Here is a 25,129-nt window from a genome sequence, read left to right on the forward strand (position 1 = left end):
AATCTTTGGTTGAATGATAGAAACGAATTTTAAAGTGATAAATTGCATTATAAAACTTTAAGTTATGTCAAAACTCAAAATCGCCGGTTTAAATTTGGATATCGTCTGGAAGAATAAGGAACAGAATTTCAGTAAAATAGAACAAGAATTTTCGGAAACCGAAGCTGACATTTTCTTACTTCCAGAGATGTTTTCCACCGGATTTTGTATGGAAGCGGATGAAGTTGCAGACAGAAATCTGGAAACTCTGACCTGGATGAAATCCTTTGTGAAATCAAAAAATGCAGCAATAGCCGGAAGTGCATCTGTGGAAGAAAATGGCAATTTTTATAACCGGTTTTACTTCGTTTTTCCGGATGGGAATTTTGAGTATTATGATAAAAGGCATTTGTTTTCCTATTCGGGAGAAGACAAAATTTACACTGCCGGAACTGAGAGAAAAATCATTGAATACAAAGGTTTTAAGATTCTTTTGCAGGTTTGCTTTGATTTGCGCTTTCCTGTTTTCTCTAGAAATCAAGATGATTATGATGCGATCCTTTATGTTGCGAATTGGCCACAATCCAGAGTTGAAGCGTGGAAATCATTATTAAAAGCACGATCTATTGAAAATCAGGCTTTTCTTTTTGGATTAAACCGAATCGGAACTGATGATTATAATCTGGAATATGAAGAAAGTTCCCTTGTCTATTTTCCGGATGGAAGAGAAATTTCTGAAAGAAAAAATAATGCGGTTTTTTCTGAATGGGATTTGGAAGAATTAAAGGAATTTCGGAGCAAGTTTCCGTTTTTGGCGGAGAGAGATGCGTTTGAAATTAAGATCAATTAGCGTACTGCTCCAGCACACCCACCAAAGAATTCACATCGTGAACACCGCTCTCTTTCCAAAGCATCTCTCCATTTTTGAAAACCGCTAAGGTCGGAACACCGCGGACATTGTATTGATTAGCGATGGACGGAAATTGGTCGATATCGATTTTCACGATTCTGGCTTTTTCGCCCAATTTTTCTTTCACGGAATTCAAAACTGAAGACTGCACTCTGCAAGGCTGACACCATGTGGCGAAAAAGTCGATGAGAACAGGACGTTCTGATTGTATAAGTTCCTGAAATTTTTGTGACATAATAAAAGATATTAGAAATTAGATTTTAGAAATTAATCAAAATCTATGCAATTATTTACAAAGTCTTTGTCTGACAAACAAAATTACTTGTTGGAACTTTATCAAATTTCTTAATGGCATTAAAACCACCTTCAACTTCAGTAAAATTCCGATAACCTCTTGACTGCAAAATACTTGCCGCAATCATACTTCTGTAGCCGCCAGCACAATGGATGTAAAAATGTTCAGAATTGTCAATAGAATTCAGCCAATCATTAATGTAAGCCAATGGTTTGCTGTACGCCTCATCGATGTGTTCGGCTTCGTATTCTGTTTCTTTTCTGACATCAATAACCTTTTGATTTTGAGAATATTCTGATACAAATTGCTCCGCAGAAATTCTTTTCACCTCATCTATTTCTTTTCCAGAATTTTTCCAGCTTTCAAATCCGCCATCCAAGAAACCAACCACATTATCAAAACCAACGCGGCTCAGTCTAGTGATCACTTCTTCTTCCGAACCAAGATCCGAAACCAGGATAATCGGTTGCTGAACATCTACAATCATCGCTCCAACCCAAGGTGCAAAATCACCTTTGATGCCGATGTTTATTGAATTTGGAACAAAACCTTTATGGAAATCTGCGGCACTTCTTGTATCGAGAATCAATGCGCCGGTCTCTTCTACTGCCGTTTCAAAATCTTCTACTGAAATGGGGTTATTCCCTTTTTTAAGGACTTTTTCGAAGCTTTCGTAACCGCCTTTGTTCAGCGCAACATTCATCCCGAAATACTTTGGAGGCGCAGTCAAACCATCCAGAACTTCATCGATGAAACTCTCTTTGGTTGGCTGATTTAGCGCGTAATTGGTTTTTTTCTGATTACCCAAAGTGTCCACGGTTTCCTTCTGCATGTTTTTTCCGCAGGCTGAACCAGCGCCGTGTGCAGGATAAACGGTGATTGAGTCATCCAATGGTAAAATCTTCGTGTGAAGACTTTCGTACAACATTCCGGCCAGATCTCTTTCTGTGATTTCGCCAGATTTTTGAGCCAAATCCGGTCTCCCAACATCGCCTAAAAATAGAGTGTCTCCGGAGAAAATGGCAGTTTCCTTTCCGTCTTCATCTATTAAAAGGTAAGTTGAACTTTCTAGGGTGTGACCTGGCGTATGAAGAACTTTAATTTTAATTTTTCCAATCTCAAAAATCTGATTGTCTGTGGCGATAATTGCCTCAAATTCCGGCTTTGCAGTTGGCCCATAAACAATCGGCACATCAGTCTTTTTCGACAGATCCAGATGTCCTGAAACAAAATCGGCGTGAAAATGCGTTTCAAAAATATATTTTAGTTTTACCTGATCTTTTTCAAGACGCTCCAGGTAAGGCTTGATTTCTCTCAGCGGATCGATGATCGCTGCTTCATTTTCGGAAACGATGTAGTAGGCACCCTGCGCAAGACAGCCGGTATATATTTGCTCAATTTTCATTGTCTATCAATAGGTTATGTTCAAACATCTAAAATTTTAAATAATTTGAAACTTTACAACTACAAATATGAGGTTATTTGGATTAACTGTAAATAAATTTTAACTGATATTATTTATGATATCGATTTAAAATTAAACAAACGATTGATTTCGGTTATTTAACCAAAGCCCAAATTCCTACACCTACTGCTGCATAAGCAACAACCGTGATAATATCGGCCGTCGGCTGAGAAAATCTTCTTTCTGCAACGGTCGATTGGTTGATCTGATTTTTATGAAACTTCAAAATCTTTTTAGGTTTATGGATCACGTGTGCTACCAGCGTATCGCTTTCCCATTTATCAACCTGAATTTTATAAGGTTTGCCGCCAACTTCGATTTTGAAATACTTATTAGCCTCCAGCTTTTCCTGGATACTCATTGGCTGTCCAGGATTTTTGTTTTTGTTTGTTTTCGAGCTTTGCGGCGTTTTGGATTTAAGACTTGCCTGCTTGCTTCCCAACCTTTTTTCTTCCTGCTCTTTAGAATTTACAGGAGATTCCACGCCATCTTTTCCGGCTCCATCAGTTTCAGATTTGATTCTGTAGGTGTAGCAGCTTATTAAAGAAAACGATATGGTAAGGAGATAAAGATATTTTTTCATTATTCAAATTTAAGAATTAAACGGATTATTTTTAATTTTCTTTTAAAACATCATCCGATTAAATTTAAAAACAGTCCGAAATTAATTTAAAATTTAATTTTATCATCAAATACTTTTAATAATAATGCTTTCAGCTACATTCAGAAATCTGAATTGCATTATCAACTTAAAGACATTAAGATGTTTACAAAAATTATTATAACTTTATTTGGTTCAATAAATTTTATCAATATGATTCTGGAAACTGTAGATACCTTGCACGAAATCAGCAAAACCGATTTTCAAAATAAGTATTTCAAACCACAAAAACCTCTGCTGATCAAGGGATTTGCAAAACAATGGAGCGCTTATGACAAGTGGAATCTGGACTACATCCGAGAAAAAGCGGGCGACCAGATCGTTCCCATCTACGACAATACACCGGCAGACGCAACGAAAAGTTCGGATGCTCCCGTGACGAAAATGAAAATGAAAGACTACATTGACACCATCAAAAGCAAACCTTCCGATCTACGCATCTTTTTCTACATCATTACAGACCGATTGCCGGAACTATTGAAGGATTTCACTTATCCGGATCTTGGGATCAAATTTTTCAAACGGTTGCCAACTCTCTTTTTTGGTGGAAGTGAAGCACACGTTTTGATGCACTATGATGTGGATCTTGGTGATTTCCTGCACATCCATTTTGGTGGCAAAAAAAGAATCCTGCTGTTTGATCAGAAGCAAAATGATTTCCTTTACAAAGTGCCGCTGTCCGTGCACACCATCGAGGAAATTGATTATGAAAACCCGGATTATGAAAAATATCCAGCCCTGAAATATGCAAAAGGCCACGAGATCTACATGGAACACGGCGATGCACTTTTCATTCCCGGCGCCGTCTGGCATTTCAACCGCTATCTCGAACCCGGATTCTCACTATCTCTACGAGCCCTGCCCAACAAACCTTCCAAGTTTCTGAATATGCTGTATCACGTCTTTGTAATGCGATTTACAGATAAACTGATGCGGAAGATCTTCAACGCCAAATGGATAAAATACAAAGAAGAACTGGCATACAAAAACAGTCACAAAGCACTTCAAAAAAAGCTCGGAAAATAAAATTCCTATTTCCAAATTCCGGTTTCGCTCTTAATTAATTTCGTATTTTAGCGCTTCTAAAAATCTGACAATTGGCTAAGAAAGAAACTCCGTTAATGACGCAATACAACACCATCAAGGCAAGATATCCTGATGCACTTTTGCTGTTCCGCGTGGGAGATTTCTACGAAACTTTTGGCCAAGATGCAATCAGAACGTCTCAAATTTTGGGCATTGTTTTGACCAAAAGAGCCAATGGTGAAGGTCATATCGAGTTGGCCGGATTTCCGCATCATTCCGTGGATTCTTATTTGCCAAAACTTGTGAGAGCCGGATTGCGTGTTGCGATCTGCGACCAATTGGAAGATCCAAAAACCGTCAAAGGCATCGTGAAACGTGGTGTTACAGAATTGGTGACGCCAGGCGTTACATTCAATGATCAGGTTTTGAGTTCCAAGAAAAATAATTTCCTGCTTTCCCTTCACAAAGAAAAAGAAAAATATGGATTGGCCTTGGTGGATGTTTCCACAGGCGAATTTCTAGTGAGCGAAGGAAACCTGGAAAAATTACTTCACATCGTTCATACTTTTGATCCGAGCGAAATTATCTACCAAAGAACGACTGAACTTCCGAGTCAATTAAAAAATAAAAGCGCCTTCAAGCTGGAAGATTGGGCGTTTCGATATCCTTACGCTTACGAAAAACTGACTGCTCATTTCAAAACTCAATCTTTGAAAGGTTTTGGGATTGAGGAACATAAATTGGGTGTGACCGCAGCTGGAGCCATCTTCGCTTATTTGGTTGAAGATACGCATCACGCACTTTTGCAGCACATTACTAGAATCAATCTGATTCCACAAGATGATTATCTGATGATGGATGGTTTCACTCTGAGGAATCTGGAAATCGTCTATTCTGCCAGTCAGCAAGGAAAATCGCTTCTTGATATTATCGATAAAACATCTACGCCAATGGGTGGAAGATTGTTGAGAAGACGAATCATTCTTCCTTTGAAAAATATCGGTGACATCAACAGAAGACTCAATCTTATCGAGTTTCTGAATAAGGAAGATGCTTTGAAATATGATATTAAAGATTTGTTGAAAGGCATCTCTGACCTTGATAGACTAATTGGAAAATTGGCCGCCGAAAAGATTTCACCGAAAGAATTAGGTTATCTCCGCCAATCGGTGGTCAACATTCAGGAAATCAGAACCAAATTATTGAAATTTCCGGATGTTTTGGCTTGGCTTGACCCGATTATCAACCTTGATGAGCTAATTGATTTCATTAAGAATCATTTGAATGATGAACTTCCCGTCAACATTAGCAAAGGCAATGTCATCCGAGAGGGAATTTCTGAAGAGCTTGATCACCTGAGAAACATTCAAAGTAAAGGTCGCGGTTTTCTGGACGAAATGTGCCAGCGCGAAATCGAAAGAACCGGGATCACAAGTTTGAAAATTGATTTCAATGGCGTTTTTGGATATTATATCGAAGTTCGAAATACGCATAAAGATAAAGTTCCTGCCGAATGGATCCGAAAACAAACTTTGGTTAACGCTGAACGTTACATTACAGAAGAACTGAAAGAATATGAAACTCAGATTCTCGGCGCCACGGATAAAATCAGTGCGCTGGAATTTAAACTCTACAGAAACATTTGCGATAATGTGATGATCTACATCGACCAATTGCAGGAAAACTCCAAACTAATTGGTGAACTGGATTGTGGAGTTGGATTGTCTGAATTGTCGGTTGAGGATAATTACACCAAACCAATTCTGAACGATTCTTTTTCCATCAACATCCAAGAAGGACGACATCCTATCATCGAAAAATCTTTGCCACTTGGCGAATCTTACATTCCGAATGATGTTTTCCTGGACAGAGATTCACAACAAATCATAATGGTAACCGGACCGAATATGGCTGGTAAATCAGCGATTCTGAGACAAACTGCGATTATTTCTTTGCTCGCTCAAATTGGAAGTTTTGTTCCGGCGAAACATGCTGAGATTGGGACTTTAGACAAAATTTTTACCCGAGTTGGTGCGTCGGATAATCTATCGGCTGGCGAATCTACTTTTATGGTGGAAATGAATGAGGCCGCGAATATCCTTAATAATATCTCGGACAGAAGTTTGATTTTGCTTGATGAGATCGGGCGTGGAACTTCAACCTATGACGGTGTTTCCATCGCTTGGGCAATCGCAGAATATCTACATCAACATCCAACGCAACCGAAAACGCTTTTCGCAACGCATTATCACGAGCTGAACGAAATGTCCATCAATTTTGAGAGGATCAAAAACTTCCACGTTTCCATCCAAGAAGCGAAAGGAACGATCATCTTTTTGAGAAAATTGATTTCTGGCGGAAGCGAACACAGTTTTGGAATCCACGTGGCAAAGCTGGCCGGAATGCCTTCGAAAGTGGTGAATCGTGCGAATGAGATCCTGAAAACTTTGGAATCCAACAGATCAACACAGGAATCTGGCGACAAAATAAAACGGGTAACCGAAGAAAATCTTCAGCTTTCGTTTTTTCAATTGGATGATCCGGTTTTGGAAAACATCCGGGAAGAACTCACAAAAATTGACATCAACACATTGACGCCAATTGAAGCTTTGATGAAGCTGAATTCGATTAAGAAAATGATTGGGAAATAACCCTTATTTAGCTGAATCTTTTTTAACCGCTACCGTATCAACTTTATTAGAATCTGTCGAAAGTGATGCGGAATCCACGCCTTCATTTCTCATATGTTCTGCACTGTGATCGTCTTTGCGCTGCTCACGTTTGTCTTTGTCTGGAATACAGCTGGTTGCCAGTAATGCTAACGAACTGAATATTAATAACTTTTTCATCGTGGTAAATTTTATGGTTATATTGTATAAATATAGTCAAAAATCAAACCGAAATATTAATTAAAAGCTCATCGTCAATTGTAATATCAAATACAATTTTTAAATTTGAATCATTACAAATCATTATCCTGGGAAATCTTAAAATTTTAGAAACGCATAATTTCTTCTCAAAATATGAAGCCGCCATTGCTTTTGGATTACTGGCTGTGCAATATATTTTTATTGCGTTGTATCCTAGTTCTCAAGGTTCTGATATGGAAAAGAACTATATCTATTTGTGGTTCTTCGATGTCTTTCTGGCAATTCCTATTATTATTTTGATCTATTTTCCAGATAACATCAGAAGAATTATTTTGATAGTAATATTGGTTACAGCCCTCATATTTTTCTTTCTCAAATTTGGATTTAACTCCGTCTACTTTAACACTTTCATTGCCATTTTTTTAGCAAACCGTTATTTGTTTTTTAATTTGAGTCCCGACGATAAAACTGTTTTTGCAACGGCAAAAACCTACCGCTTTTTACTTGTTTTCCCAGTCGGTTTTGTTGTGACTGTTACAGAATCAATCTTGGATAAAATGGGAATTTTGCATCACGAAAGAGTTGGCGACGGAATCCTGATGTCAACGGCAGGAAAAGTTTTTCTCTTTGCGGGATACTACGCTATTGTTTCTTACCTGGAATATCGAAAAGTCAAATATCCTAAACGTAACTTCTTTATATGAAATTCAATCTAAAACATTTCCTGATCGCTGTTACCATTTTCATTGTCGAAGTTTTGATTGCGACAAAACTCAAAGATATTTTCTTTGTCAGAGCTTATCTGGGCGACGTTTTCGTGGTGATGCTGTTGTATTACTTTATCAAAGCATTCTTCAATCTAAATCCTACAAAACTGATCATTGGGATTTTTGTTTTTTCTTGTTTGATAGAGTTTCTCCAGTATTTTCACTTTGGAGAATTACTGGGATTCAAAGACAATCGAATAATGATGATCGTGCTGGGAAATTCTTTTAGCTGGATTGATATTCTTTGCTATTTTGCCGGCTGTGTGATCTTATTTTTAATTGAAGCCAATTTCTATCGTCCAAAAGTATCATAATGATCTTCCGCATACTTTATAAACCTGTTCAGAAGCGCGGCATTTTCCTTTTCCAAAGGTGAAAGCTCTGCGTCCACATTGTTGGAAACCGGAACATACCAAGCCGACTGATTGAAAAACTGTCGGAAAGTTTCTTTCTTGAATGAGTAGCCGTGTCTGGCAAAGATGGCATTCTTAATAATCTCCATATCCAGCTTCGGAAGGTTTTTCAAATCTTTCTCGGTCAGCTTTTGCTTGGACGCATTAATTTTGAAAATAGCATCTGTAGCATATCTCTGTTGATCGGTTTCGTAAGATTCCTCTGTTCCGTCATCATTTTTACCATAAGAAACTTTCTTAGTCTTATGACTCGTCCAGTCCACAACATCCGTGTCCTTGTCCAGCATAAAATTCGGATTGTAAACAAATTCTTTCTTTTCCAGTTTAAGTGTTTTGTGCTTGACTCTCACCGCAGATTGATTGAAGGCAGTCCAGCTTCCTACCAGACTATCGCCTTTCATTTTGACATCGAATCTTCCATCCGTCTTATCATCACCAGGCTCATCCAACACGAATGAATTGGTATTATCATTTAAAACACCACGGAAAGTTCTTTGGTTTCCATTCAAAACGCTTTGTCCGTAAACACTGTCTTTCGTGATTTTATTGATTTTAATAGAAATCTTTTTTACCATATCTTCTTCCGTGTATTCTCCATCATTAAGATTATCTTCTGGCGAAAAATAGCCATAGTAAATGCCGTACATCTCCTTATGGACTTCCTGATTTTGATTTGCTGCGAGAGAATCTTTTTGAGGTTTGGTTTCAGTGATTTCGGTTTTTTCTTTTTTACAGGAAATTAATGCAACAGAAAAAATCAGGCTTGCGAAAATTAGGTTTAAGTGTTTCATCGTTTTTGTTTCTTGATTAGATATTCTACTAATAAAAGGTTTGGAACCCAACCCAGCCAGGCGATAATCTGATAAACATCCATCGGATTGGGATGGAATAAATATACTAAAATTACCTTCCACATCCGCAAGGTAATTGCAGAAAGTGCTAATGCATAACTTCGCCACATCCAGAATTTGTGCTGCTGGATATTCCTTTTTCTAATTTCTGTATATGATTTGTAAGTTGTGTAAAACCAGAGAATTCCTAATAGGACAAATGACACTTTTGCAATCCATCCGCCATTAGCAAAAACACCTATGTAAATTCCTGATAATGAAGAAAATAACAATGTTGTAAAAACATAAATTCGGCCGGAAAATCGGTGAAGATATTTTAAGTTTTTATCAAAAAAAACAGCAATAAATCCGGCCATCAAAGCGAAAATACTGCTGTAAACGTGTACGTAAAAAAAGGGAAGATATTCCGGTCTGGAAGTGACTTCCGTTTGCTTTATCATCAGAAAGCTGACATTAGAACTAATTGGAATATAATCCAATGTAATTCTCAGCATCAATCCAAAAAAATAAATAAAAACAATCGCAACAATTATTTTTAAAATAAAATTCCTGGATCTGATAAAACCAAGCATAAATTTTAGTTAAATCGGTATGAAAACAACCGCTGCAATGGCAGCAAGTGCAATCACCGCTGAAGCCAGAATATCGGGTTTACGAATTTCCCTCACCTCGCTCTTTTCGATTTCTACCATTTCTCCCGCCTTATTTTTCCCGTAGATTTTGGTTGCATCTATCTTTACAATCTCAACTTTTTGCGTCTTGGCATCTTTCGTTTGGATCGTATATTTTTTATAAAGATCAATAGAATTATCCTGCATTGGTTTGTTTGGTGAAACCAATCTTGTGCTGCAAGAAGCAAGTATCAGAAACAAAGACAGAATTAGGGTTCGGGTAATATTTTTTGAGAATTTCATTATTTTTTATAAAAATTAATTATGTTGGTAAAGTTAACAAAAGATTTTATTTAAAGCGTATTAAGAAATTGCGAAATCAGCCAGCCTTCACTCCAGCAAGCCTGGAAATTAAATCCGCCTGTAACTGCATCAATATCAAGAACCTCGCCAGCAATGTAAAAATTTGGAAGAATTTTGGAAGCCATATTTTTAAAGTTAATTTCCTTAAGATCCACGCCGCCGGCCGTTACGAATTCATCTTTAAAAGTCGATTTTCCTGTGACTTTCATTTTTTTTGCACACAGATTTCCCAGAATCAAATCCATTTCTTTTCCAGATAGATTAGCGATCTGTTTATCGGGATTGATGCGGTTAATTTCCAGAATCTTGTTCCAGAAACGATTGGTCACATCAAATATTTTTGACTGGCCGATCGATCTTTTCGGATTGCTGTTTTTGAAGTTTTTCAATTCTTCCTCAGCTTCTGAAATTGGTTTTGAAATAAAGTTAACCTCAATTTCAAAGTTGTATTTCAATCTTGCCAGGTTTCTTGCTTCCCAGGCCGAAATTTTCAAAATCGCAGGACCGGAAAGTCCCCAATGGGTGATGAGTAGCGGTCCGGATTCTTCGGTTTTCAGACTCGGAATGCTGACTTCCGCATTTTCGAAACTTGTTCCAGGCAAGTCTTTCAGCAGATCGTCTTTGATATTAAACGTAAAAAGTGATGGAACAGCCTCTACAATTTTGTGCCCGAGGTTCTGAATCAATTTAACGGATTTTGGAGAACTCCCTGTCGTATAAACCACAATATCCGCAGTGAAATCGCCAGTTTTTGTTTTGATTAAATAATCTTCGTGTTGTTTAATGATCTCAGAGACAGAAACCTGTGTTTTGACTTCGAAGTTTTTATTATTAACTTCATTGGTCATGGCATTGATGATGCTTTGTGAAGAATCTGTGGTTGGGAAAACGCGATTGTCTTTTTCAATTTTCAAAGGAACATTTCTGGTTTCAAACCAATCCATAGTGTCTCCCGGCTGAAATTTTGTAAAAACACTGAGCAATTCGCGGTTCCCTCTTGGATAGAAATTCACAAGTTCTTTTGGATCAAAACAGGCGTGTGTCACATTGCACCGGCCACCACCGGAGATTTTGACTTTCTGCAAAACATCCGAATTCTGCTCGAGAATTGTGACGTAATATTTGTCCTCATCAAGATTTGCCGCCGTGAAAAATCCGGCAGCGCCACCTCCAATGATGATGATTCTTTTCTTTTTTGACATTAATTTAATCTTATAAAAACCAATATGTCGCTCCGGTGGAACTCTATAGTGATACTTCTGATAGTCCTACAAACGTTTCGCAACTCTGTTGCTTTATATTCGATGCACAAAATTACATTTTTAAGATCCATCTCAAATGGTTAATTTTGAAGAATATTAAAAATCGAAAACATGTCTGTTTATTACCATAAATTTGAAGTGCGCTGGAGCGATATCGACGCCAACCGTCATTTGGGAAATTCCACTTATGTAGACTATTGCTCACAAACAAGAATGGCTTTTCTTACCAAAAACAAAATCGGATTGACGCAGCTCAACCGTTGGGGCGTGGGTCCCGTGATGATGCACGAAAAATATTCTTTTTTTAGAGAAATTTATGCAGATCAGACTGTTTACGTCGGCTTGGAAGTTGCTGCAATTTCTGACGATGGCTCTATTTATCAGTTTGTTCACAAATTTTATCTGCCGGACGGAACCCATTGTGCTACTGCAGAAGCAACTGGTGTTTGGATTGACATTATGCTTAGAAAAATCACAACGCCGCCGGAAGATATTATCTTGGTAATGGACGAGTTTAAATCTGAAAATGTGAATATCATCACAAGAGATTTCCTGAAAACTTTGCCATTCCGACCGGAGAATATTAATCCTGAAAAATTCCAGTAAATCATTAACGATAATCGAATAAAAATTTTTTTCGCTTGTCATTAATAATCATCATTCATCAATTATTATTTATAAAAAATGCTCGAAGATAAATCACAAGAACTCACGCCCATTTCCAAACTTGGAGAATTTGGCCTGATAAAACATTTGACGGAAAATTTTCCGATCGTTCAGAATTCAACCAAATTATCCATCGGTGACGATGCCGCAATCATTGACTCTGAAGGCCAGCACGTTGTAGTTTCGACAGATATGCTGGCAGAGGGAATTCATTTCAATTTGGGATATGTTCCGTTGAAACATTTGGGTTACAAAGCCGTTGTCGTGAACCTCAGCGATATTGCTGCAATGAATGCAACCCCGACTCAGATCTTGGTTTCTGTCGCCGTTTCCAGCCGTTTTCCGGTGGAGGCTTTGGAGGAAATCTATGACGGAATTGCATTAGCCTGCAACAGATACAAAATTGACTTAGTTGGCGGAGACACAACAAGTTCCAACGCTGGTTTGGTCATTAGCATCACCGCAATAGGAATGGAAAAAGAAGAAAATATTGTTAAAAGAAGTACTGCAAAACCGAATGATCTTTTGGTAGTCACAGGAGATCTTGGCGGCGCTTATTTGGGATTACAGATTTTGGAAAGAGAACATTCCGTTTTTCTGGCTAATCCTAATATGCAGCCGGAAATGGACGGCTATGATTACATTCTCGAAAGACAACTGAAACCGGAAGCAAGAACAGATGTTAAAGCTAAATTGGCAGAACTTAACATTCTTCCTACAGCGATGATCGATGTTTCTGACGGATTGGCTTCAGAAATTCTTCATCTGTCGGATCAGTCAAAAGTTGGTTTTAATCTTTATGAAGAAAAAATCCCAATGGACGAAACCACCATTCACACAGCAGACGAATTGAACCTAAATCCTGCAATGGCAGCGCTAAATGGCGGTGAAGATTATGAATTGCTTTTCACCATCTCTCCAAATGATTTTGATAAAATTAAAAACCATCCGGATTTTACAATAATTGGTCACGCCACAGAAAATAATGAGGGAAATTTCCTAATTGCCAGAGGTTCCAATCAATTGATTCCACTGACAGCGCAGGGTTGGGACGCATTCCTGAACAAGGGATAAATTTTGGAATAGAACTTGTAAAGCACAATTAAGATTAATAAAATCAAAACGATGAAAATTTTAAAAATTTCGAGCTACTTAATAGCAGGTTTAGGAATTACAGCCTGTGTTACGAATCCCGTAACTGGAAGATCCTCAATTCAAATCGCAAACAACAGTGAAATTGCCACTGCTGCTGCAACAGAATACAGAACCACACTTTCCACTGCGAAAGTGGTGACGGGAACTGCTGATGCGAATCGCGTGAAAAATGTGGGTGCAAAAATCAAAAATGCAGCTTACGCATATTATAAAAATATTGGCCGTGAATCTGACTTGGCTAATTACAGCTGGGAATTCAATCTCATTCAGGATCCACAATTGAATGCCTGGTGTATGCCTGGCGGAAAAGTGGCTTTCTATACCGGAATAATGCCAGTTTGTAAAGATGACAATGGTGTTGCGGTGGTAATGGGACACGAGGTTTCTCATGCTTTAGCAGGACACGGAAATGAAAGAATTTCACAAGCGATGCTTGCTCAGTATGGAGGAAGTCTGATTGGCGGATCGATGTCCAACAGCCAATGGGCAGGAATCTTCGAAAAAGTGTATCCTGTTGGTGCACAAGTAGGACTTTTAGCTTACGGCAGAAAACAAGAATCCGAAGCAGACGAAATGGGATTACAATTGATGGCAATGGCAGGCTACGATCCAAGAGGCGCAACTGCTTTTTGGCAGAGAATGGAAGCATCTTCTTCTTCAGGAAGCAGACCGCCTGAATTCCTGTCCACACACCCAAATCCGGCAAACAGAATTGCTGACCTGAATGCCGATATGCCAAAAGCTTTGGAATATTATAAAAAAGCAGGTGGTAAACTTTAAAATTTTATATTAACTTTATAAAATAATTAAAAATATAAAAGATGAAAAGTTTAGTTGTTATCGGCGTTATTTTATTGGGATTGGGCGCATTGCTTTTTTATCTGAATGATATGGCAATTGACCTGAGGGTGATTTACGGCGCACTTTCCGGCATTGGAATTGGTCTGATCATAGGCGGATTGGTCGGCTACGTCAGCAAAGGAAATGCAGTGAAAGAAGCTCATTTACGAAATGAGTTCAAACAGCTTCAGAAAGAGAAAGCTGAACTGGAGAAACAACGTGTTGAAAATAATCTGAACAGCGGCACTTTCTAGCAATTAAAGACTTCTGATAAATTGCCCGGGCGTTGTCTTGGTATATTTTTTAAAAATCTTATTAAAATAAGTAATATTATTAAAACCTGTAGCATAGCAGCTTTCTGCTATGCTTTTTTCTTGTGACAAGAGAATGCAGGCTTTATCAATTCTGTATCGATTTACAAATTCTACAAAAGTGATGGAAGTTGCTTTCTTGAAAAAATTACAGAAAGCAGGTTTTGTCAGGTTTGCAAGATCAGCTGCCTGCTGAATATCAACCTCATTCTGATAGCCATTTTCAACATACGTGAAAACTGCTTCCAACCTGTTTCTGTTTCGAGAAACGATGGTGTAAGGCATTATTTCAGTATTCAAAAGTTCGTAATCTTCGGTTTTTGAGAGTTCGAACAATAGATCTAGCAGCAACAGATATCTGGTGTAGCCCTCTGCCTGTGTAATCTTTTCTAATTTTGGAATGAGTTGTTTTTTGACATCAGAAGAGAAAAGGACGCCATATCTGGACATTTCCAATAATCTTTTGATGGAATTGGTGTCGGATTCACCTTCTGGAAGCGAGAGAATCTCTTCCTTGAACAGAATTACGATCTCCTCGTGCGGATCTGTAGCGTTAAGACCAAGTCCGGAATGGGGAATGTTAGAACCAATCAATGCCAGAGCGCCATCTTCGAAGTGACTTTTGTGATAGCCAACGTGTCTTGTACCTTTCCCTTTGAGTACGCAAACAATCTCAATTTCAGGATGATAGTGGTATTTCCAGTTCAGTTCCGAGATCGGAATATCCTTAATATGCAAGACTTTAAAAGAGCTGTTGTCATCCGGCGAAATATGTTCTAGAATTACTTTCATTCCAGTTAATGTTAATTTAAGACAAAAATAAGCAAAACATATTAATATTGTTCTGTTTTTTATTTATTGAGTTAAAAGAATATTCGGCGCAACCCTCTACTTTTGTAAAGCAAATACAATTTCTCACAGGATTGAATTTGTGAATTTTTAAGGTCTATATATGAAGAAGGCTGGAAATTAATTTTCCAGCCTTCTTATTTATCTAATCGTTACTCTTAGTTGAAATTATAGCCAATCCCTAAGATAAACATACTAGGACGATTGTCATAGCGGATCTCTCTCTCGTCGCCCGCAACAGTACTGATGAACTTTCTACTGTCTTTAGAAAAAGCGCCTTCAAATCTTGCATTTACCACAAATTTTGAAAGTGTAGCCTGAGCGCCAAACTGATAACCAACTGTAAATTCGTTTTTCGCATCTTCCTTGAAGTTATTGTAAGTATTGTCTGTTGTTAGATTATAAGAAGCAACTGGTCCTACAAACGCAGCCAATTTGCCCAATAAGAAGTTATGACCAAGCAATACAGGAACGTCGATTCTGTTGCTTTTAGCCTCTACTTCTACATTATCGATTGTATTTTTATTTTTAAAAGAAGTGTAATAAATCTCCGGCATTACAAACCAGCCACCTACCGGCGAACCAATTTTTGCAGCCAAACCTACGTTGAAGCCTGAACTGTTGTCTCCTTTGCTATCAATCGCATCATTGAAGGTTCCTTTCAGATTCCCCCAACTCGCAGATGATGTGTTGAATAAAGCATTGGCTCTCAATCCAAATGTGACTTGTGAATAAGCCATTACTCCTAGGAAAATGGCAAGTGTGCTAACTAGTTTTTTCATTGTTTTCTTCTGGTTTATCATTAATTAAACTTGTTTGATCATTTTCTAACATAAATTCTCTCAGCTGCTTAAACAGTTCTGAGGAATAAACGAAATCTATCAGATTTTTATTTTTTGCTGTCGTCAGCATATTTTTATCGCCTTCCCATTCTTTGATTCCCAATCTCAGGTAAAGAATTTTTTCCCCGATTGTCATTACGGAGTTCATATCGTGGGTGTTGATAATGGTTGTGGTGTTGTATTCTCTTGTAATCTCCAAAAGCAGATCATCAATTACGTTTGAAGTGTAAGGATCTAATCCTGAGTTTGGCTCATCACAGAAAAGATATTTCGGATTGTTTACAATAGCTCTGGCAATTGCCACCCTTTTCTGCATTCCACCGGAGATTTCTGATGGATACTTTTTGTTGGCTTTATCAAGATTTACTCTGCCAATTACTTCAAGAACTTTTCTTTTCTTCTCGCGATAAGTCAGATTGGTAAACATATCGAGCGGGAAACTGATATTCTCTTCCACGGTCATAGAATCGAAAAGCGCACTTCCCTGGAACACTGTTCCAATCTCAGACCTCAGCACCTGCTTATCTTCGCGTGACATCGTCATAATGTCTCTTCCATCAAAAAGAATACTGCCGCTGGAAGGCTCATAAACGTTTAACAGGGACTTCAGGAACACCGTTTTTCCGGATCCACTTTGTCCTATGATGAGATTAACCTTTCCTGTGTCAAATGTAGTTGTGATGCCCTTCAGAACCTCAACTTCATTATTAAAGCTTTTTCTTAATTCTTTAACTTCTATCATTAGCTGAGTAACATTTGGGTTAATATCAAATTCATAATAATTACGGCAATCATCGTCCAAACTACAGCCTGAGTACTGGCACGGCCAACTTCCAGAGATCCGCCTTTCACATTATAACCGAAATAGGCAGGAATAGTCGCAATCAGAAAAGCAAAGGCGGCAGTCTTCACAAAGGCATACCAAATGAAATAAGTTGGCATATACATTTGAATACCTGTAATATAATCAGCCTTTGTCCAGCTTCCAGTCGCAGCACCTGCAAAATATCCACCTAAAATTCCCACAAAAATACTGATGGCAATTAATATCGGATTGAAAACAACGCTTGCAACAATCTTTGGTAAAATCAAAAAGTTTGCAGAATTGACGCCCATAATGTCTAAAGCATCAATTTGCTCCGTAACCCGCATTGTACCGATACTCGACGCAATATAGGATCCTACTTTACCTGCGAGAATTACTGAGATAATCGTTGGTGAAAATTCCAAAATCAAAACGACTTTGGTTGCATAGCCTACGAAACTATTCGGAATCGGAAAGGATGAAGCGCTGAAGTTGTTGAACATCTGAATAGCGACAACTGCACCCACAAAGAATGATGTGAACAATACCAATCCGAAAGAATTGACCCCAAGGTCATAAAACTCCCTGGCGAGGAGTTTGAGGTAAACATTTCTCTTCTGAGGCTTGCTGAGCGCTTTTCCCAGCAATATGAAATATTCGCCAATGGCTGTAAATAGTCGTTTTAACATAAAACAAAATTAGTTCTTTATTCTTACAATAACTATGCTGGATTTTTTTCTCTAAAATTATTTTTGAAAGGCTGGTTTATTATCTTTTGTTACCTATTTATTAAATTTAAGGAATATTGAGATACTTATGCGTTTGGATGGATGATCTCCATTTCGGATTTTCCAGGATGAAATCTGTGATCTTTGGATACATTGCATCGCGCTTGCTCCATTCGCTTTGAAGGTAGAGCTCACATCTTTCATTCACTTTATTGCCCTGTTCTTCAGCAAATTTAAAATCATTTTGATTAAAAATAATCATCTTCAGTTCGCTGGCAACATTGTAAATATCTGCCAACGGAAGTCCGGTTTTCTTTGGGGAAAGCGTAATCCAGTCGAGATGACCGCTCATCGGATAAGCGCCGGAAGTTTCGATATGGATCGTACAACCCAGTTCTTTCAGCTTTGACGTCAGAATATCTAGATTCCACATCAATGGTTCGCCACCTGTCAATACAATGGTTTTGCAAAGTTTAGCGGCAGTTTCTGCAATCTCTTCCGTATTCATCAATGGATGAAGCGTAGGATCCCAACTTTCCTTGACATCGCACCAATGACAGCCGACATCACATCCGCCCAAGCGAATGAAATAAGCTGCTTTCCCAGCATGAAATCCCTCTCCCTGAATAGTGTAAAAATGCTCCATCACCGGGAGCATTCTACCTTCTTTTAGTAATATGTCTTCTTGTTCTTTAGTCATTATCCTCTCCCTAAATCCCTCTCCAACAGGAGAGGGACTTTTCAGTTTCTCCTTAGGTAGGATTATATTTTTTATAAATTAGTCATTGTAGACAGACGTTTTATACGCAATAATGGTGTTTTTCATCAGCATTGCGCGCGTCATTGGTCCTACTCCACCTGGAACAGGCGTTATCCAATCTGCTTTTTCTGCGCAGCTGTCAAAATCTACATCACCAGCAAGATGATAGCCTTTTTCGGACTCATCTTCTACACGGGTGATCCCAACATCTATGATCACCGCGCCTTTTTTGATCATATCTCCTTTCAGGAAATTAGGATCGCCCAAAGCTGTGATCACAATATCTGCCTTCTTTGTATATTCTTCTATTTTCTCTGTGTAAGAGTGTGTAAGAGTCACGGTAGAATTTCCTGGGAAATCTTTTCTTCCCATCAGGATGCTCATTGGTTTCCCAACGATGCGGCTTCTTCCGATGATTACACAGTCTTTACCTTTTGTTTCAATATTATATCGTTCCAATAAGGTCAAAATTCCAAATGGTGTGGCTGGCAAAAAGGTGTCCATTTCCAAAGCCATTTTCCCAAAATTCTCCGGATGGAATCCATCCACATCTTTTCTTGGATCGATGGCCATAATGATCTTTTCCTGATCAATCTGCTTTGGCAAAGGTAACTGAACGATGAATCCGTCAACTGCTTTTGATTTATTAAGCTCATCGATTTTCTCCAGCAATTCAGATTCTGAAACTGTGCTTGGAAATTTGATCAATGAAGATTGGAATCCAACTTCCTCACAATCTTTCACTTTGCTGTTCACGTAAGCTTTGCTCGCGCCATTGTTTCCAACCAAGATCGCTACCAAATGTGGTGCTCTTCTATTGTTGCTAAGGATTTTTTCAACCTCTTCTTTAATTTCAGCTTTTACCTCTTTTGAGACTTTGAGTCCATCTAGAATTTGTGCCATTTCTTTCTTTTTACTTTTTAGATTTTTATTTTAAGGATACTTTTCCGGATCCTGATGGGTGCAGAAAACAGAGAGGACAAAGACTTTTTTCTTTATTTCATCAATCCGAAAAAGGATGATATACGGATATTTTGGAAATGGTAAAACTCTCACATTCAAATATCTTCTTTCAAAAAAAGGATTTAACTTAAGTTTCTTGTAGGAATCAGAAAGTTGTTTATTAAAAGATTTACCTGCAGATTTGGAAAATTCCACATAATATTCAAAAGCGATATCTACTTCCTTTTCTGCTTCTGGCGAAATGATGATTTTATATGCCATGTTTAGCCGAAATCTTTTTTAGAGATTCAAAAGCATCAACATATGTGCTTTCGTCTTCCACTAATCTTTCGTCAATTATCCTTTTCATTTTATCTGTCAACTCAGAATCATCCCCTTCATTTTTTTCAAAACGAATTTTCATTTTCTTAAGAAAAGTTTCCACAAACGTTTCTTCTTCTTTGTCTTTCAATTGAATCGTTATCTGTGTCATTGCTTAAATTTTAATCAAAATTAATGAAAACCTCCTTTTCTTACTTATTTCCTTTATAATAATTGATCAGTCCGTTTGTAGAACTATCGTGCGTCTCAACGTTTCCTTCGTTCTCAAGTTCCGGAAGGATTTTTCCTGCCAATACTTTTCCAAGTTCCACTCCAAATTGATCAAAACTGAAAATATTCCAGATTGCACCCTGAACGAAAATCTTGTGCTCGTACAAAGCAATCAATTGTCCTAATGTAAACGGCGTCAATTCCTTGAACAAGAAAGAGTTGGTAGGTGTGTTTCCTGCAAAAACTTTATATGGCAAAAGGAATTCTGTTTCCTCTTCTGATTTTCCTGATGATTTTAATTCTGTGAAAACCTCATCTTCTGTTTTACCAAAAGCCAAAGCTTCTGTTTGTGCGAAATAGTTTGCCAACAAAATATCCTGATGTTCACCAACTTCATTCACAGATTTTGCGTAAGCAATGAAATCTGCCGGAATCAATTCTGTTCCCTGATGAATCAATTGATAAAATGCGTGCTGACCGTTGGTTCCTGGTTCTCCCCAGATGATTGGTCCTGTTTCATATTCTACAAATTCGCCGTTTCTGTCCACCGATTTTCCGTTGCTTTCCATATCACCTTGCTGTAGATAGGCTGCGAAACGATCAAGGTATTGAGAGTAAGGCAAAATGGCATAAGTGCCTGCGGCAAAGAAATTACGGTACCAGATTCCTAAAAGTCCCATCAAAACCGGAACATTTTTATCTAATTCCGCAGTCTGGAAATGAACGTCTGTATCGTGAGCACCTCTTAACAATTGTTCGAAGTTTTCATAACCAACAGAAAGAACAATACTCAATCCGATGGCGCTCCAAAGTGAGTAACGGCCACCGACCCAATCCCAGAATTCGAAGATGTTCTCTTCCGCAATTCCGAATGCTTTAACCGACTGAATGTTAGTTGATAAAGCCACAAAATGTTTTGCAACATCGGCTTCAGTTGCGCCCGATTTCAGGAACCAATCTTTTGCAGATTTCGCATTGGTCATTGTTTCCTGAGTCGTAAATGTTTTGGAAGCAATGATGAAAAGTGTGGTTTCCGGGTTAAGGTCTTTCACCACCTCAGCCATATGATTTCCGTCCACATTGGAAACGAAATGAACGTTCAGTCTGGTTTTGAAATGCTTCAACGCAGAGCAAACCATCACTGGTCCAAGGTCCGAACCTCCGATTCCGACATTTACAACATCTGTAATTTCCTTTCCTGTAAAACCTTTGTGAGAACCGGAAATGATGCTTTCGGAAAAAGCCTTCATCTGATCTAACACTTTTTTGATTCCAGGTTTGATGTTTTCTCCGTCTACCAAAATCTCCTTATCCGAAAAGTCTCTCAAAGCCGTGTGAAGCACCGCTCTGCCTTCCGTTTCATTGATCTTTTCTCCAGCAAACATACTTTTGACCGCCGTTTGCAATTCGGTTTCTTTAGCAAGATCAAGCAACAATTCGATTGTTTTGGAATCTGCTAAGTTTTTGGAGTAATCAAAAAGGAAGTTTTCTGTTTCCAATGAAAACTCTTTGAAACGGTTTTCGTTGTACTGGAAAAGTGTTCTCATTTCGAAATCGTTGTTTGCAAAATGATCATTAAGAGCTTTCCAAGCGGAAGTATGGAGTGGATTTATGTTTGGTAACATTCTTTTTAAGGTTTTAAATTTAAAATCGATCTTACAGAAAATGCCATAAGATGTGCAAATTTAAGAAAAATAAGCCATTTTTTTGGTTTTATGACACTCATAAACTGGAGCTTTTAAAAAAAGCTCTACAAGAAGCAATTATTTAAATAAATGATTAAAACCTACATATAATTTAAGAACTGAGCAACATAGTAATCTTCCATTCGCGTCTGTATTTGTTAAAATAATTAATTCAGTATTTCAAAGTTTAAGATCATAATTACCAAATCTTTACATTTCAGCAGTCATTAAAATTCGAGATTTTTATTAAAAAATGGAAGCATTTCATTTTCTATTCTGCCATTCTCTTTGCTGACTTCGCTGCCGTGCGTTCCGATGTATTCCTCTGCTTCATGTTTTATTTTCAGCATTTCCATATTTCTGCTCAGACTTTTACAACTTGGAGGGATGTGTGCCAGTTCATCATTTCTGCCCCAATCGAATTTGATGGCTTTCAGTTTTTTAATATTTTCAAATTGAGAAAAAATCAATTCTGAAGTTGAGTTATCTTTCAAAGCCTTTGAGACTTCAGGATTTATTTTAAGCGAATCATCTTCAAAGAAAAAAGGAAAAGCCGCATAGAAAGGCGCTTTATCAGTAGCATTATAAGCTCTTGCAACTGCAAAAATAATGTTTGTCCTTGCATTTTCCGGTTTGGAAAGATCTTTCGGCTCTTTGATGTCTTTCAAATTTTTGTACAAACCGATTTCGTTCATTGCAAAATATTGTGCATCCAAAATGCCGGGAGACAATGCGTAAACCGACGAGAAGATCTCGGGATGGAGAAAAGCGTTTCTCAAAGCACCATTTCCGCCCATAGAGTGTCCGGCAATGCCTCGGCTTTCTTTTTTAGCAATGGTTCTGTAATTTTGATCAATGAAATTGGGAAGTTCTATGGATGTGAAATCTGACCAGTTTCCAGCTGTTTTCGAATTTGCATAAAAACTGCCTTTATAAGTCGTACTTTCATCCGGCATCACCACAATGACTGGTTTTATCTTGCCCAGACCAATGGCTCTGTCAAAGATCTGATGGATTTTATCATTTGAAACCAAAAGACTGTCGCTCCAGAAAAATCCGTGCAGATAATAAATGACAGGATATCTTTTATTTGATTTTTCATAATCTGGCGGAAGATAAATTGTCACTCTCCTTTCCGGATTTTCCCCCGCGATATTTTTCAACGTTTCTGCCTTGATATGCGTGGTAACAACTGTTCCCTTTCTTATATTTTGAGAGAAAAACAAATTCACTAAGAAGCTAAAGATCAAAAAATAATATCTCATAATTCAAATATCTGATGTGGTTAAAATTATCATTAAAAATTCGAATACTCACAATGAGACAATAATAATTTGATGCAGACTTTTCATTTGATTCAAAAAGCATTAAAAATTTCAATAAAATCGTTATTTTTGCACTTCAATTAAACTAAATATGGCAAAGCAAGAAGATGTTTTCAAGAAAGTGATTTCTCACGCAAAGGAATATGGTTTTATTTTCCCAAGTTCTGAGATCTATGACGGACTTTCTGCGATCTACGATTACGGACAAAACGGTGCGGAACTGAAAAATAACATCAAACAATATTGGTGGAAAGCGATGGTTCAGCTGAACGAAAACATCGTGGGCATCGACTCTGCCATCTTTATGCACCCAACGATCTGGAAAGCTTCCGGACACGTGGACGCGTTCAACGATCCATTGATCGACAACAAGGATTCTAAAAAGAGATTCCGTGCGGATGTCTTGATCGAGGATTATTGCGCGAAAATTGAGGATAAAGAAAATAAAGAAATCGAAAAAGCAGCCAAGAGATTTGGTGATGCTTTTGATAAAGCTGAGTTTGAAGCTACGAATCCAAGAGTTTTGGAATATCGTGCGAAAAGAGCGGCAATCCTTACAAGAATGGCGAAATCTTTGGAAAACGAAGATCTTGCTGATGTAAAAGCTCTCATCGAGGAATTGGAAATTGCTGATCCGGACACAGGTTCTAAAAACTGGACGGAGGTGCGACAATTCAACCTGATGTTTGGAACCAAATTGGGTGCATCTGCTGACACGGCGACGGATCTATATTTGAGACCAGAAACGGCTCAGGGGATTTTTGTGAATTATCTGAATGTTCAAAAAACTTCCAGACATAAACTGCCTTTCGGGATCGCGCAGATCGGGAAAGCATTTAGAAATGAGATCGTTGCGAGACAATTTATCTTCCGAATGAGAGAATTTGAGCAAATGGAAATGCAATATTTTGTTGCGCCTGGAACTGAGTTGGAATTCTACGAACAGTGGAAAACAAAACGTCTTAACTGGCATTTGGCTCTTGGTTTAGGTTCAGAAAATTACCGTTTCCACGACCACGAGAAATTGGCGCATTATGCGAATGCTGCGGCTGATATTGAATTTAATTTCCCATTTGGTTTCAAAGAATTGGAAGGAATTCATTCCAGAACTGACTTTGACTTGAAAGCTCACGAGGCACATTCCGGTAGAAAATTACAGTATTTCGATCCTGAAAGAAACGAGAATTATGTTCCTTACGTTGTGGAAACTTCGGTTGGTTTGGACAGATTGTTCCTGGCTTTATTTTCAACTTGTCTTAAGGATGAAGTTTTGGAAGATGGATCTGAAAGAACAGTTCTAAGTTTGCCACCAGCTTTGGCGCCAGTAAAAGCAGCAATCCTTCCGCTGATGAAAAAAGACGGTTTGGCAGAATATGCTGAGACAATCTTCAACGATTTGAAGTACGATTTCAACTTGTTCTACGAGGAGAAAGATGCCATCGGGAAACGTTACAGAAGACAAGACGCGATCGGAACGCCACTTTGTATCACGATTGATCACGATAGTTTGGTAGATAATACCGTGACTATCAGAGATAGAGATACAATGAAACAAGAGAGAGTTCCTGTGGCTGATCTTAGAAGAATTATTGATGAGAAAACGAGTTTTAGGAATTTGCTTTCTAAGATTTAAGAATATAAATTTTTATATAATGAAATCCCGATTTGATGTCGGGATTTTTTTATTTATTAAAGCTGAATTCAATTATTTAATTTTCCCCAGATGAATCACTTGATTGCCTTGAGAAATTAATAACGAATCTTCTGATGATTCTGCCGAAATGCTGTTTCTCTCATAGATTTCTCCGGTTGGAATTGCCCGTTTGAAGTCCAGAACATATTTCATATTATTCGCTTCTATCGTGATTGTTTTCGACTTGCCGTCATTGGTAAAAGTTGCTTTGGCACGCGATCCGTCTTCCGCTTTGTAAGGATAGGAAACGGATGAGGTTTTTTTGCCATCGATCTCGTTTTCGACAGAAGTTGATGTTGTGCTGTCTATATTTCCGTTTTCGTCCGTCGCCGTAGTTTCTGTTCCGTAAGTCTGCTTCATCATTTTGCTTTCCTCATTTTTCTTGCAAGAAACCAAGGCTAAAGCTATTGAACAGATAATTATATTTGTTTTCATCGCTAAAAGAGTTTTAAATTAAGATTATTGTTCCTGCAAATTGTTTTCCAAAACAAAATTCCTGAAAC

29 protein-coding genes are annotated in these 25,129 nt (G+C 38.0%); 10 read left to right on the top strand and 19 right to left on the bottom strand.

All coding sequences use genetic code 11. The features are described from left to right. Positions 1–64: 64 nt before the first annotated feature. A complete protein-coding gene (locus LUD75_RS06105) occupies positions 65–829 on the top strand; it encodes an amidohydrolase (protein WP_232704771.1) in 765 nt (254 codons plus the stop codon). Here LUD75_RS06105 and LUD75_RS06110 read toward each other — a convergent pair. The 3 genes from LUD75_RS06110 to LUD75_RS06120 all read right to left on the bottom strand — a co-directional run bounded on the left by LUD75_RS06110 (position 822) and on the right by LUD75_RS06120 (position 3,232). Continuing rightward, positions 822–1,124, bottom strand: a complete 303-nt coding sequence (locus LUD75_RS06110; protein ID WP_232704772.1) for a thioredoxin family protein — start codon at positions 1,122–1,124, stop codon at positions 822–824. The two genes, LUD75_RS06105 and LUD75_RS06110, sit on opposite strands and share 8 nt — an antisense overlap. Before the next feature lie 55 nt (positions 1,125–1,179). After that, complete coding sequence (locus LUD75_RS06115; protein WP_232704773.1) at positions 1,180–2,589, bottom strand: MBL fold metallo-hydrolase; 1,410 nt, start codon at positions 2,587–2,589, stop codon at positions 1,180–1,182. A gap of 154 nt (positions 2,590–2,743) precedes the next feature. Continuing rightward, positions 2,744–3,232: a hypothetical protein gene (locus LUD75_RS06120; RefSeq protein ID WP_232704774.1), complete on the bottom strand. Its 489-nt coding sequence runs from the start codon at positions 3,230–3,232 to the stop codon at positions 2,744–2,746. A gap of 231 nt (positions 3,233–3,463) precedes the next feature. On the opposite strand from LUD75_RS06120, the gene LUD75_RS06125 reads away from it, so the two are divergent. Further along, positions 3,464–4,336 carry a cupin-like domain-containing protein gene (locus LUD75_RS06125; protein WP_232704775.1) on the top strand — a complete coding sequence of 291 codons (873 nt, stop codon included), beginning with the start codon at positions 3,464–3,466 and terminating at the stop codon, positions 4,334–4,336. A gap of 95 nt (positions 4,337–4,431) precedes the next feature. After that, on the top strand, positions 4,432–6,987 hold the full coding sequence (gene mutS / locus LUD75_RS06130; RefSeq protein WP_232704923.1) for a DNA mismatch repair protein MutS: 2,556 nt from the start codon (positions 4,432–4,434) through the stop codon (positions 6,985–6,987). A gap of 3 nt (positions 6,988–6,990) precedes the next feature. On the opposite strand, the gene LUD75_RS06135 is transcribed toward mutS, so the two are convergent. Further along, positions 6,991–7,185, bottom strand: coding sequence for a hypothetical protein (locus tag LUD75_RS06135; RefSeq protein WP_232704776.1), 195 nt, complete (start codon positions 7,183–7,185; stop codon positions 6,991–6,993). Between the two features lie 254 nt (positions 7,186–7,439). Here LUD75_RS06135 and LUD75_RS06140 point away from each other — a divergent pair, with 254 nt between their 5' ends. Further along, positions 7,440–7,910: a hypothetical protein gene (locus LUD75_RS06140; protein ID WP_232704777.1), complete on the top strand. Its 471-nt coding sequence runs from the start codon at positions 7,440–7,442 to the stop codon at positions 7,908–7,910. Then, positions 7,907–8,287: a DUF2809 domain-containing protein gene (locus LUD75_RS06145; RefSeq protein ID WP_232704778.1), complete on the top strand. Its 381-nt coding sequence runs from the start codon at positions 7,907–7,909 to the stop codon at positions 8,285–8,287. The genes LUD75_RS06140 and LUD75_RS06145 overlap by 4 nt, the downstream gene beginning before the upstream one ends. Here the strand turns inward: LUD75_RS06145 and LUD75_RS06150 are convergent. The 4 genes from LUD75_RS06150 to LUD75_RS06165 form a co-directional block, all read right to left on the bottom strand. Next, positions 8,266–9,177: a YARHG domain-containing protein gene (locus LUD75_RS06150; RefSeq protein WP_232704779.1), complete on the bottom strand. Its 912-nt coding sequence runs from the start codon at positions 9,175–9,177 to the stop codon at positions 8,266–8,268. The genes LUD75_RS06145 and LUD75_RS06150 overlap by 22 nt on opposite strands. Further along, positions 9,174–9,731: a DUF2306 domain-containing protein gene (locus LUD75_RS06155; protein ID WP_232704780.1), complete on the bottom strand. Its 558-nt coding sequence runs from the start codon at positions 9,729–9,731 to the stop codon at positions 9,174–9,176. Before LUD75_RS06155 ends, LUD75_RS06150 begins: the two co-directional genes overlap by 4 nt. Before the next feature lie 87 nt (positions 9,732–9,818). Next, a complete protein-coding gene (locus tag LUD75_RS06160) occupies positions 9,819–10,151 on the bottom strand; it encodes a bacteriophage spanin2 family protein (protein WP_232704781.1) in 333 nt (110 codons plus the stop codon). A 50-nt stretch (positions 10,152–10,201) separates the two neighbouring features. Beyond that, complete coding sequence (locus LUD75_RS06165) at positions 10,202–11,413, bottom strand: NAD(P)/FAD-dependent oxidoreductase (RefSeq protein ID WP_232704782.1); 1,212 nt, start codon at positions 11,411–11,413, stop codon at positions 10,202–10,204. 171 nt (positions 11,414–11,584) lie between these two features. Between LUD75_RS06165 and LUD75_RS06170 the strand changes: the two genes are divergently transcribed. From LUD75_RS06170 to LUD75_RS06185, 4 genes are all read left to right on the top strand, one after another. After that, complete coding sequence (locus LUD75_RS06170; RefSeq protein WP_232704783.1) at positions 11,585–12,079, top strand: acyl-CoA thioesterase; 495 nt, start codon at positions 11,585–11,587, stop codon at positions 12,077–12,079. A gap of 78 nt (positions 12,080–12,157) precedes the next feature. Then, complete coding sequence (gene thiL, locus LUD75_RS06175; RefSeq protein WP_232704784.1) at positions 12,158–13,213, top strand: thiamine-phosphate kinase; 1,056 nt, start codon at positions 12,158–12,160, stop codon at positions 13,211–13,213. A gap of 51 nt (positions 13,214–13,264) precedes the next feature. Next, complete coding sequence (locus tag LUD75_RS06180) at positions 13,265–14,074, top strand: M48 family metallopeptidase (protein ID WP_232704785.1); 810 nt, start codon at positions 13,265–13,267, stop codon at positions 14,072–14,074. Between the two features lie 41 nt (positions 14,075–14,115). After that, the gene (locus LUD75_RS06185; protein WP_232704786.1) at positions 14,116–14,388 is read left to right on the top strand and encodes a hypothetical protein; all 273 of its coding nucleotides are present in this window, start codon (positions 14,116–14,118) and stop codon (positions 14,386–14,388) included. A 3-nt stretch (positions 14,389–14,391) separates the two neighbouring features. Here LUD75_RS06185 and LUD75_RS06190 read toward each other — a convergent pair whose 3' ends face one another. The 10 genes from LUD75_RS06190 to LUD75_RS06235 form a co-directional block, all read right to left on the bottom strand. After that, positions 14,392–15,237 carry an AraC family transcriptional regulator gene (locus LUD75_RS06190; protein ID WP_232704787.1) on the bottom strand — a complete coding sequence of 282 codons (846 nt, stop codon included), beginning with the start codon at positions 15,235–15,237 and terminating at the stop codon, positions 14,392–14,394. Between the two features lie 215 nt (positions 15,238–15,452). After that, positions 15,453–16,076 (bottom strand): outer membrane beta-barrel protein, encoded by a 624-nt coding sequence (locus LUD75_RS06195; RefSeq protein WP_232704788.1) that lies wholly within the window; start codon positions 16,074–16,076, stop codon positions 15,453–15,455. After that, positions 16,060–16,878, bottom strand: coding sequence for an ATP-binding cassette domain-containing protein (locus tag LUD75_RS06200; protein ID WP_232704789.1), 819 nt, complete (start codon positions 16,876–16,878; stop codon positions 16,060–16,062). Before LUD75_RS06200 ends, LUD75_RS06195 begins: the two co-directional genes overlap by 17 nt. Beyond that, positions 16,878–17,630: an ABC transporter permease gene (locus LUD75_RS06205; protein ID WP_232704790.1), complete on the bottom strand. Its 753-nt coding sequence runs from the start codon at positions 17,628–17,630 to the stop codon at positions 16,878–16,880. Before LUD75_RS06205 ends, LUD75_RS06200 begins: the two co-directional genes overlap by 1 nt. 106 nt (positions 17,631–17,736) lie before the next feature. Beyond that, positions 17,737–18,369, bottom strand: coding sequence for a 7-carboxy-7-deazaguanine synthase QueE (locus LUD75_RS06210; RefSeq protein ID WP_232704791.1), 633 nt, complete (start codon positions 18,367–18,369; stop codon positions 17,737–17,739). A gap of 78 nt (positions 18,370–18,447) precedes the next feature. Further along, a complete protein-coding gene (locus tag LUD75_RS06215) occupies positions 18,448–19,332 on the bottom strand; it encodes a bifunctional 5,10-methylenetetrahydrofolate dehydrogenase/5,10-methenyltetrahydrofolate cyclohydrolase (RefSeq protein ID WP_232704792.1) in 885 nt (294 codons plus the stop codon). 30 nt (positions 19,333–19,362) lie between these two features. Continuing rightward, positions 19,363–19,653 (bottom strand): type II toxin-antitoxin system RelE/ParE family toxin, encoded by a 291-nt coding sequence (locus tag LUD75_RS06220; protein ID WP_232704793.1) that lies wholly within the window; start codon positions 19,651–19,653, stop codon positions 19,363–19,365. Next, a complete protein-coding gene (locus LUD75_RS06225) occupies positions 19,643–19,864 on the bottom strand; it encodes a hypothetical protein (RefSeq protein WP_232704794.1) in 222 nt (73 codons plus the stop codon). The genes LUD75_RS06220 and LUD75_RS06225 overlap by 11 nt, the downstream gene beginning before the upstream one ends. Before the next feature lie 40 nt (positions 19,865–19,904). Further along, positions 19,905–21,548, bottom strand: a complete 1,644-nt coding sequence (pgi, locus tag LUD75_RS06230) for a glucose-6-phosphate isomerase (protein ID WP_232704795.1) — start codon at positions 21,546–21,548, stop codon at positions 19,905–19,907. A gap of 287 nt (positions 21,549–21,835) precedes the next feature. Further along, positions 21,836–22,873, bottom strand: a complete 1,038-nt coding sequence (locus tag LUD75_RS06235; protein ID WP_232704796.1) for an alpha/beta hydrolase-fold protein — start codon at positions 22,871–22,873, stop codon at positions 21,836–21,838. A gap of 151 nt (positions 22,874–23,024) precedes the next feature. Between LUD75_RS06235 and LUD75_RS06240 the strand changes: the two genes are divergently transcribed. Then, positions 23,025–24,566: a glycine--tRNA ligase gene (locus tag LUD75_RS06240; protein ID WP_034973652.1), complete on the top strand. Its 1,542-nt coding sequence runs from the start codon at positions 23,025–23,027 to the stop codon at positions 24,564–24,566. A gap of 72 nt (positions 24,567–24,638) precedes the next feature. Here the strand turns inward: LUD75_RS06240 and LUD75_RS06245 are convergent, their stop codons facing one another. Then, positions 24,639–25,061, bottom strand: coding sequence for a hypothetical protein (locus LUD75_RS06245; protein ID WP_232704797.1), 423 nt, complete (start codon positions 25,059–25,061; stop codon positions 24,639–24,641). Between the last annotated feature and the right edge of the window lie 68 nt (positions 25,062–25,129).

The sequence above is a fragment of the Epilithonimonas sp. JDS genome (genome assembly GCF_021261315.1).
Taxonomy (GTDB): domain Bacteria; phylum Bacteroidota; class Bacteroidia; order Flavobacteriales; family Weeksellaceae; genus Epilithonimonas.

Bases quoted from the DNA above. Each gene is read 5' to 3' on its own strand.
- pgi (WP_232704795.1), bottom strand. From the start codon at position 21,548: ATGTTACCAAACATAAATCCACTCCATACTTCCGCTTGGAAAGCTCTT.
- LUD75_RS06125 (WP_232704775.1), top strand. From the start codon at position 3,464: ATGATTCTGGAAACTGTAGATACCTTGCACGAAATCAGCAAAACCGAT.
- LUD75_RS06225 (WP_232704794.1), bottom strand. From the start codon at position 19,864: ATGACACAGATAACGATTCAATTGAAAGACAAAGAAGAAGAAACGTTT.
- LUD75_RS06195 (WP_232704788.1), bottom strand. From the start codon at position 16,076: ATGAAAAAACTAGTTAGCACACTTGCCATTTTCCTAGGAGTAATGGCT.
- thiL (WP_232704784.1), top strand. From the start codon at position 12,158: ATGCTCGAAGATAAATCACAAGAACTCACGCCCATTTCCAAACTTGGA.
- LUD75_RS06150 (WP_232704779.1), bottom strand. From the start codon at position 9,177: ATGAAACACTTAAACCTAATTTTCGCAAGCCTGATTTTTTCTGTTGCA.
- LUD75_RS06205 (WP_232704790.1), bottom strand. From the start codon at position 17,630: ATGTTAAAACGACTATTTACAGCCATTGGCGAATATTTCATATTGCTG.
- LUD75_RS06110 (WP_232704772.1), bottom strand. From the start codon at position 1,124: ATGTCACAAAAATTTCAGGAACTTATACAATCAGAACGTCCTGTTCTC.
- LUD75_RS06200 (WP_232704789.1), bottom strand. From the start codon at position 16,878: ATGATAGAAGTTAAAGAATTAAGAAAAAGCTTTAATAATGAAGTTGAG.
- LUD75_RS06240 (WP_034973652.1), top strand. From the start codon at position 23,025: ATGGCAAAGCAAGAAGATGTTTTCAAGAAAGTGATTTCTCACGCAAAG.
- LUD75_RS06185 (WP_232704786.1), top strand. From the start codon at position 14,116: ATGAAAAGTTTAGTTGTTATCGGCGTTATTTTATTGGGATTGGGCGCA.
- LUD75_RS06120 (WP_232704774.1), bottom strand. From the start codon at position 3,232: ATGAAAAAATATCTTTATCTCCTTACCATATCGTTTTCTTTAATAAGC.
- LUD75_RS06135 (WP_232704776.1), bottom strand. From the start codon at position 7,185: ATGAAAAAGTTATTAATATTCAGTTCGTTAGCATTACTGGCAACCAGC.
- mutS (WP_232704923.1), top strand. From the start codon at position 4,432: ATGACGCAATACAACACCATCAAGGCAAGATATCCTGATGCACTTTTG.
- LUD75_RS06235 (WP_232704796.1), bottom strand. From the start codon at position 22,873: ATGAGATATTATTTTTTGATCTTTAGCTTCTTAGTGAATTTGTTTTTC.
- LUD75_RS06115 (WP_232704773.1), bottom strand. From the start codon at position 2,589: ATGAAAATTGAGCAAATATATACCGGCTGTCTTGCGCAGGGTGCCTAC.
- LUD75_RS06155 (WP_232704780.1), bottom strand. From the start codon at position 9,731: ATGCTGAGAATTACATTGGATTATATTCCAATTAGTTCTAATGTCAGC.
- LUD75_RS06105 (WP_232704771.1), top strand. From the start codon at position 65: ATGTCAAAACTCAAAATCGCCGGTTTAAATTTGGATATCGTCTGGAAG.
- LUD75_RS06210 (WP_232704791.1), bottom strand. From the start codon at position 18,369: ATGACTAAAGAACAAGAAGACATATTACTAAAAGAAGGTAGAATGCTC.
- LUD75_RS06170 (WP_232704783.1), top strand. From the start codon at position 11,585: ATGTCTGTTTATTACCATAAATTTGAAGTGCGCTGGAGCGATATCGAC.
- LUD75_RS06165 (WP_232704782.1), bottom strand. From the start codon at position 11,413: ATGTCAAAAAAGAAAAGAATCATCATCATTGGAGGTGGCGCTGCCGGA.
- LUD75_RS06215 (WP_232704792.1), bottom strand. From the start codon at position 19,332: ATGGCACAAATTCTAGATGGACTCAAAGTCTCAAAAGAGGTAAAAGCT.
- LUD75_RS06160 (WP_232704781.1), bottom strand. From the start codon at position 10,151: ATGAAATTCTCAAAAAATATTACCCGAACCCTAATTCTGTCTTTGTTT.
- LUD75_RS06180 (WP_232704785.1), top strand. From the start codon at position 13,265: ATGAAAATTTTAAAAATTTCGAGCTACTTAATAGCAGGTTTAGGAATT.
- LUD75_RS06245 (WP_232704797.1), bottom strand. From the start codon at position 25,061: ATGAAAACAAATATAATTATCTGTTCAATAGCTTTAGCCTTGGTTTCT.
- LUD75_RS06140 (WP_232704777.1), top strand. From the start codon at position 7,440: ATGGAAAAGAACTATATCTATTTGTGGTTCTTCGATGTCTTTCTGGCA.
- LUD75_RS06145 (WP_232704778.1), top strand. From the start codon at position 7,907: ATGAAATTCAATCTAAAACATTTCCTGATCGCTGTTACCATTTTCATT.
- LUD75_RS06190 (WP_232704787.1), bottom strand. From the start codon at position 15,237: ATGAAAGTAATTCTAGAACATATTTCGCCGGATGACAACAGCTCTTTT.
- LUD75_RS06220 (WP_232704793.1), bottom strand. From the start codon at position 19,653: ATGGCATATAAAATCATCATTTCGCCAGAAGCAGAAAAGGAAGTAGAT.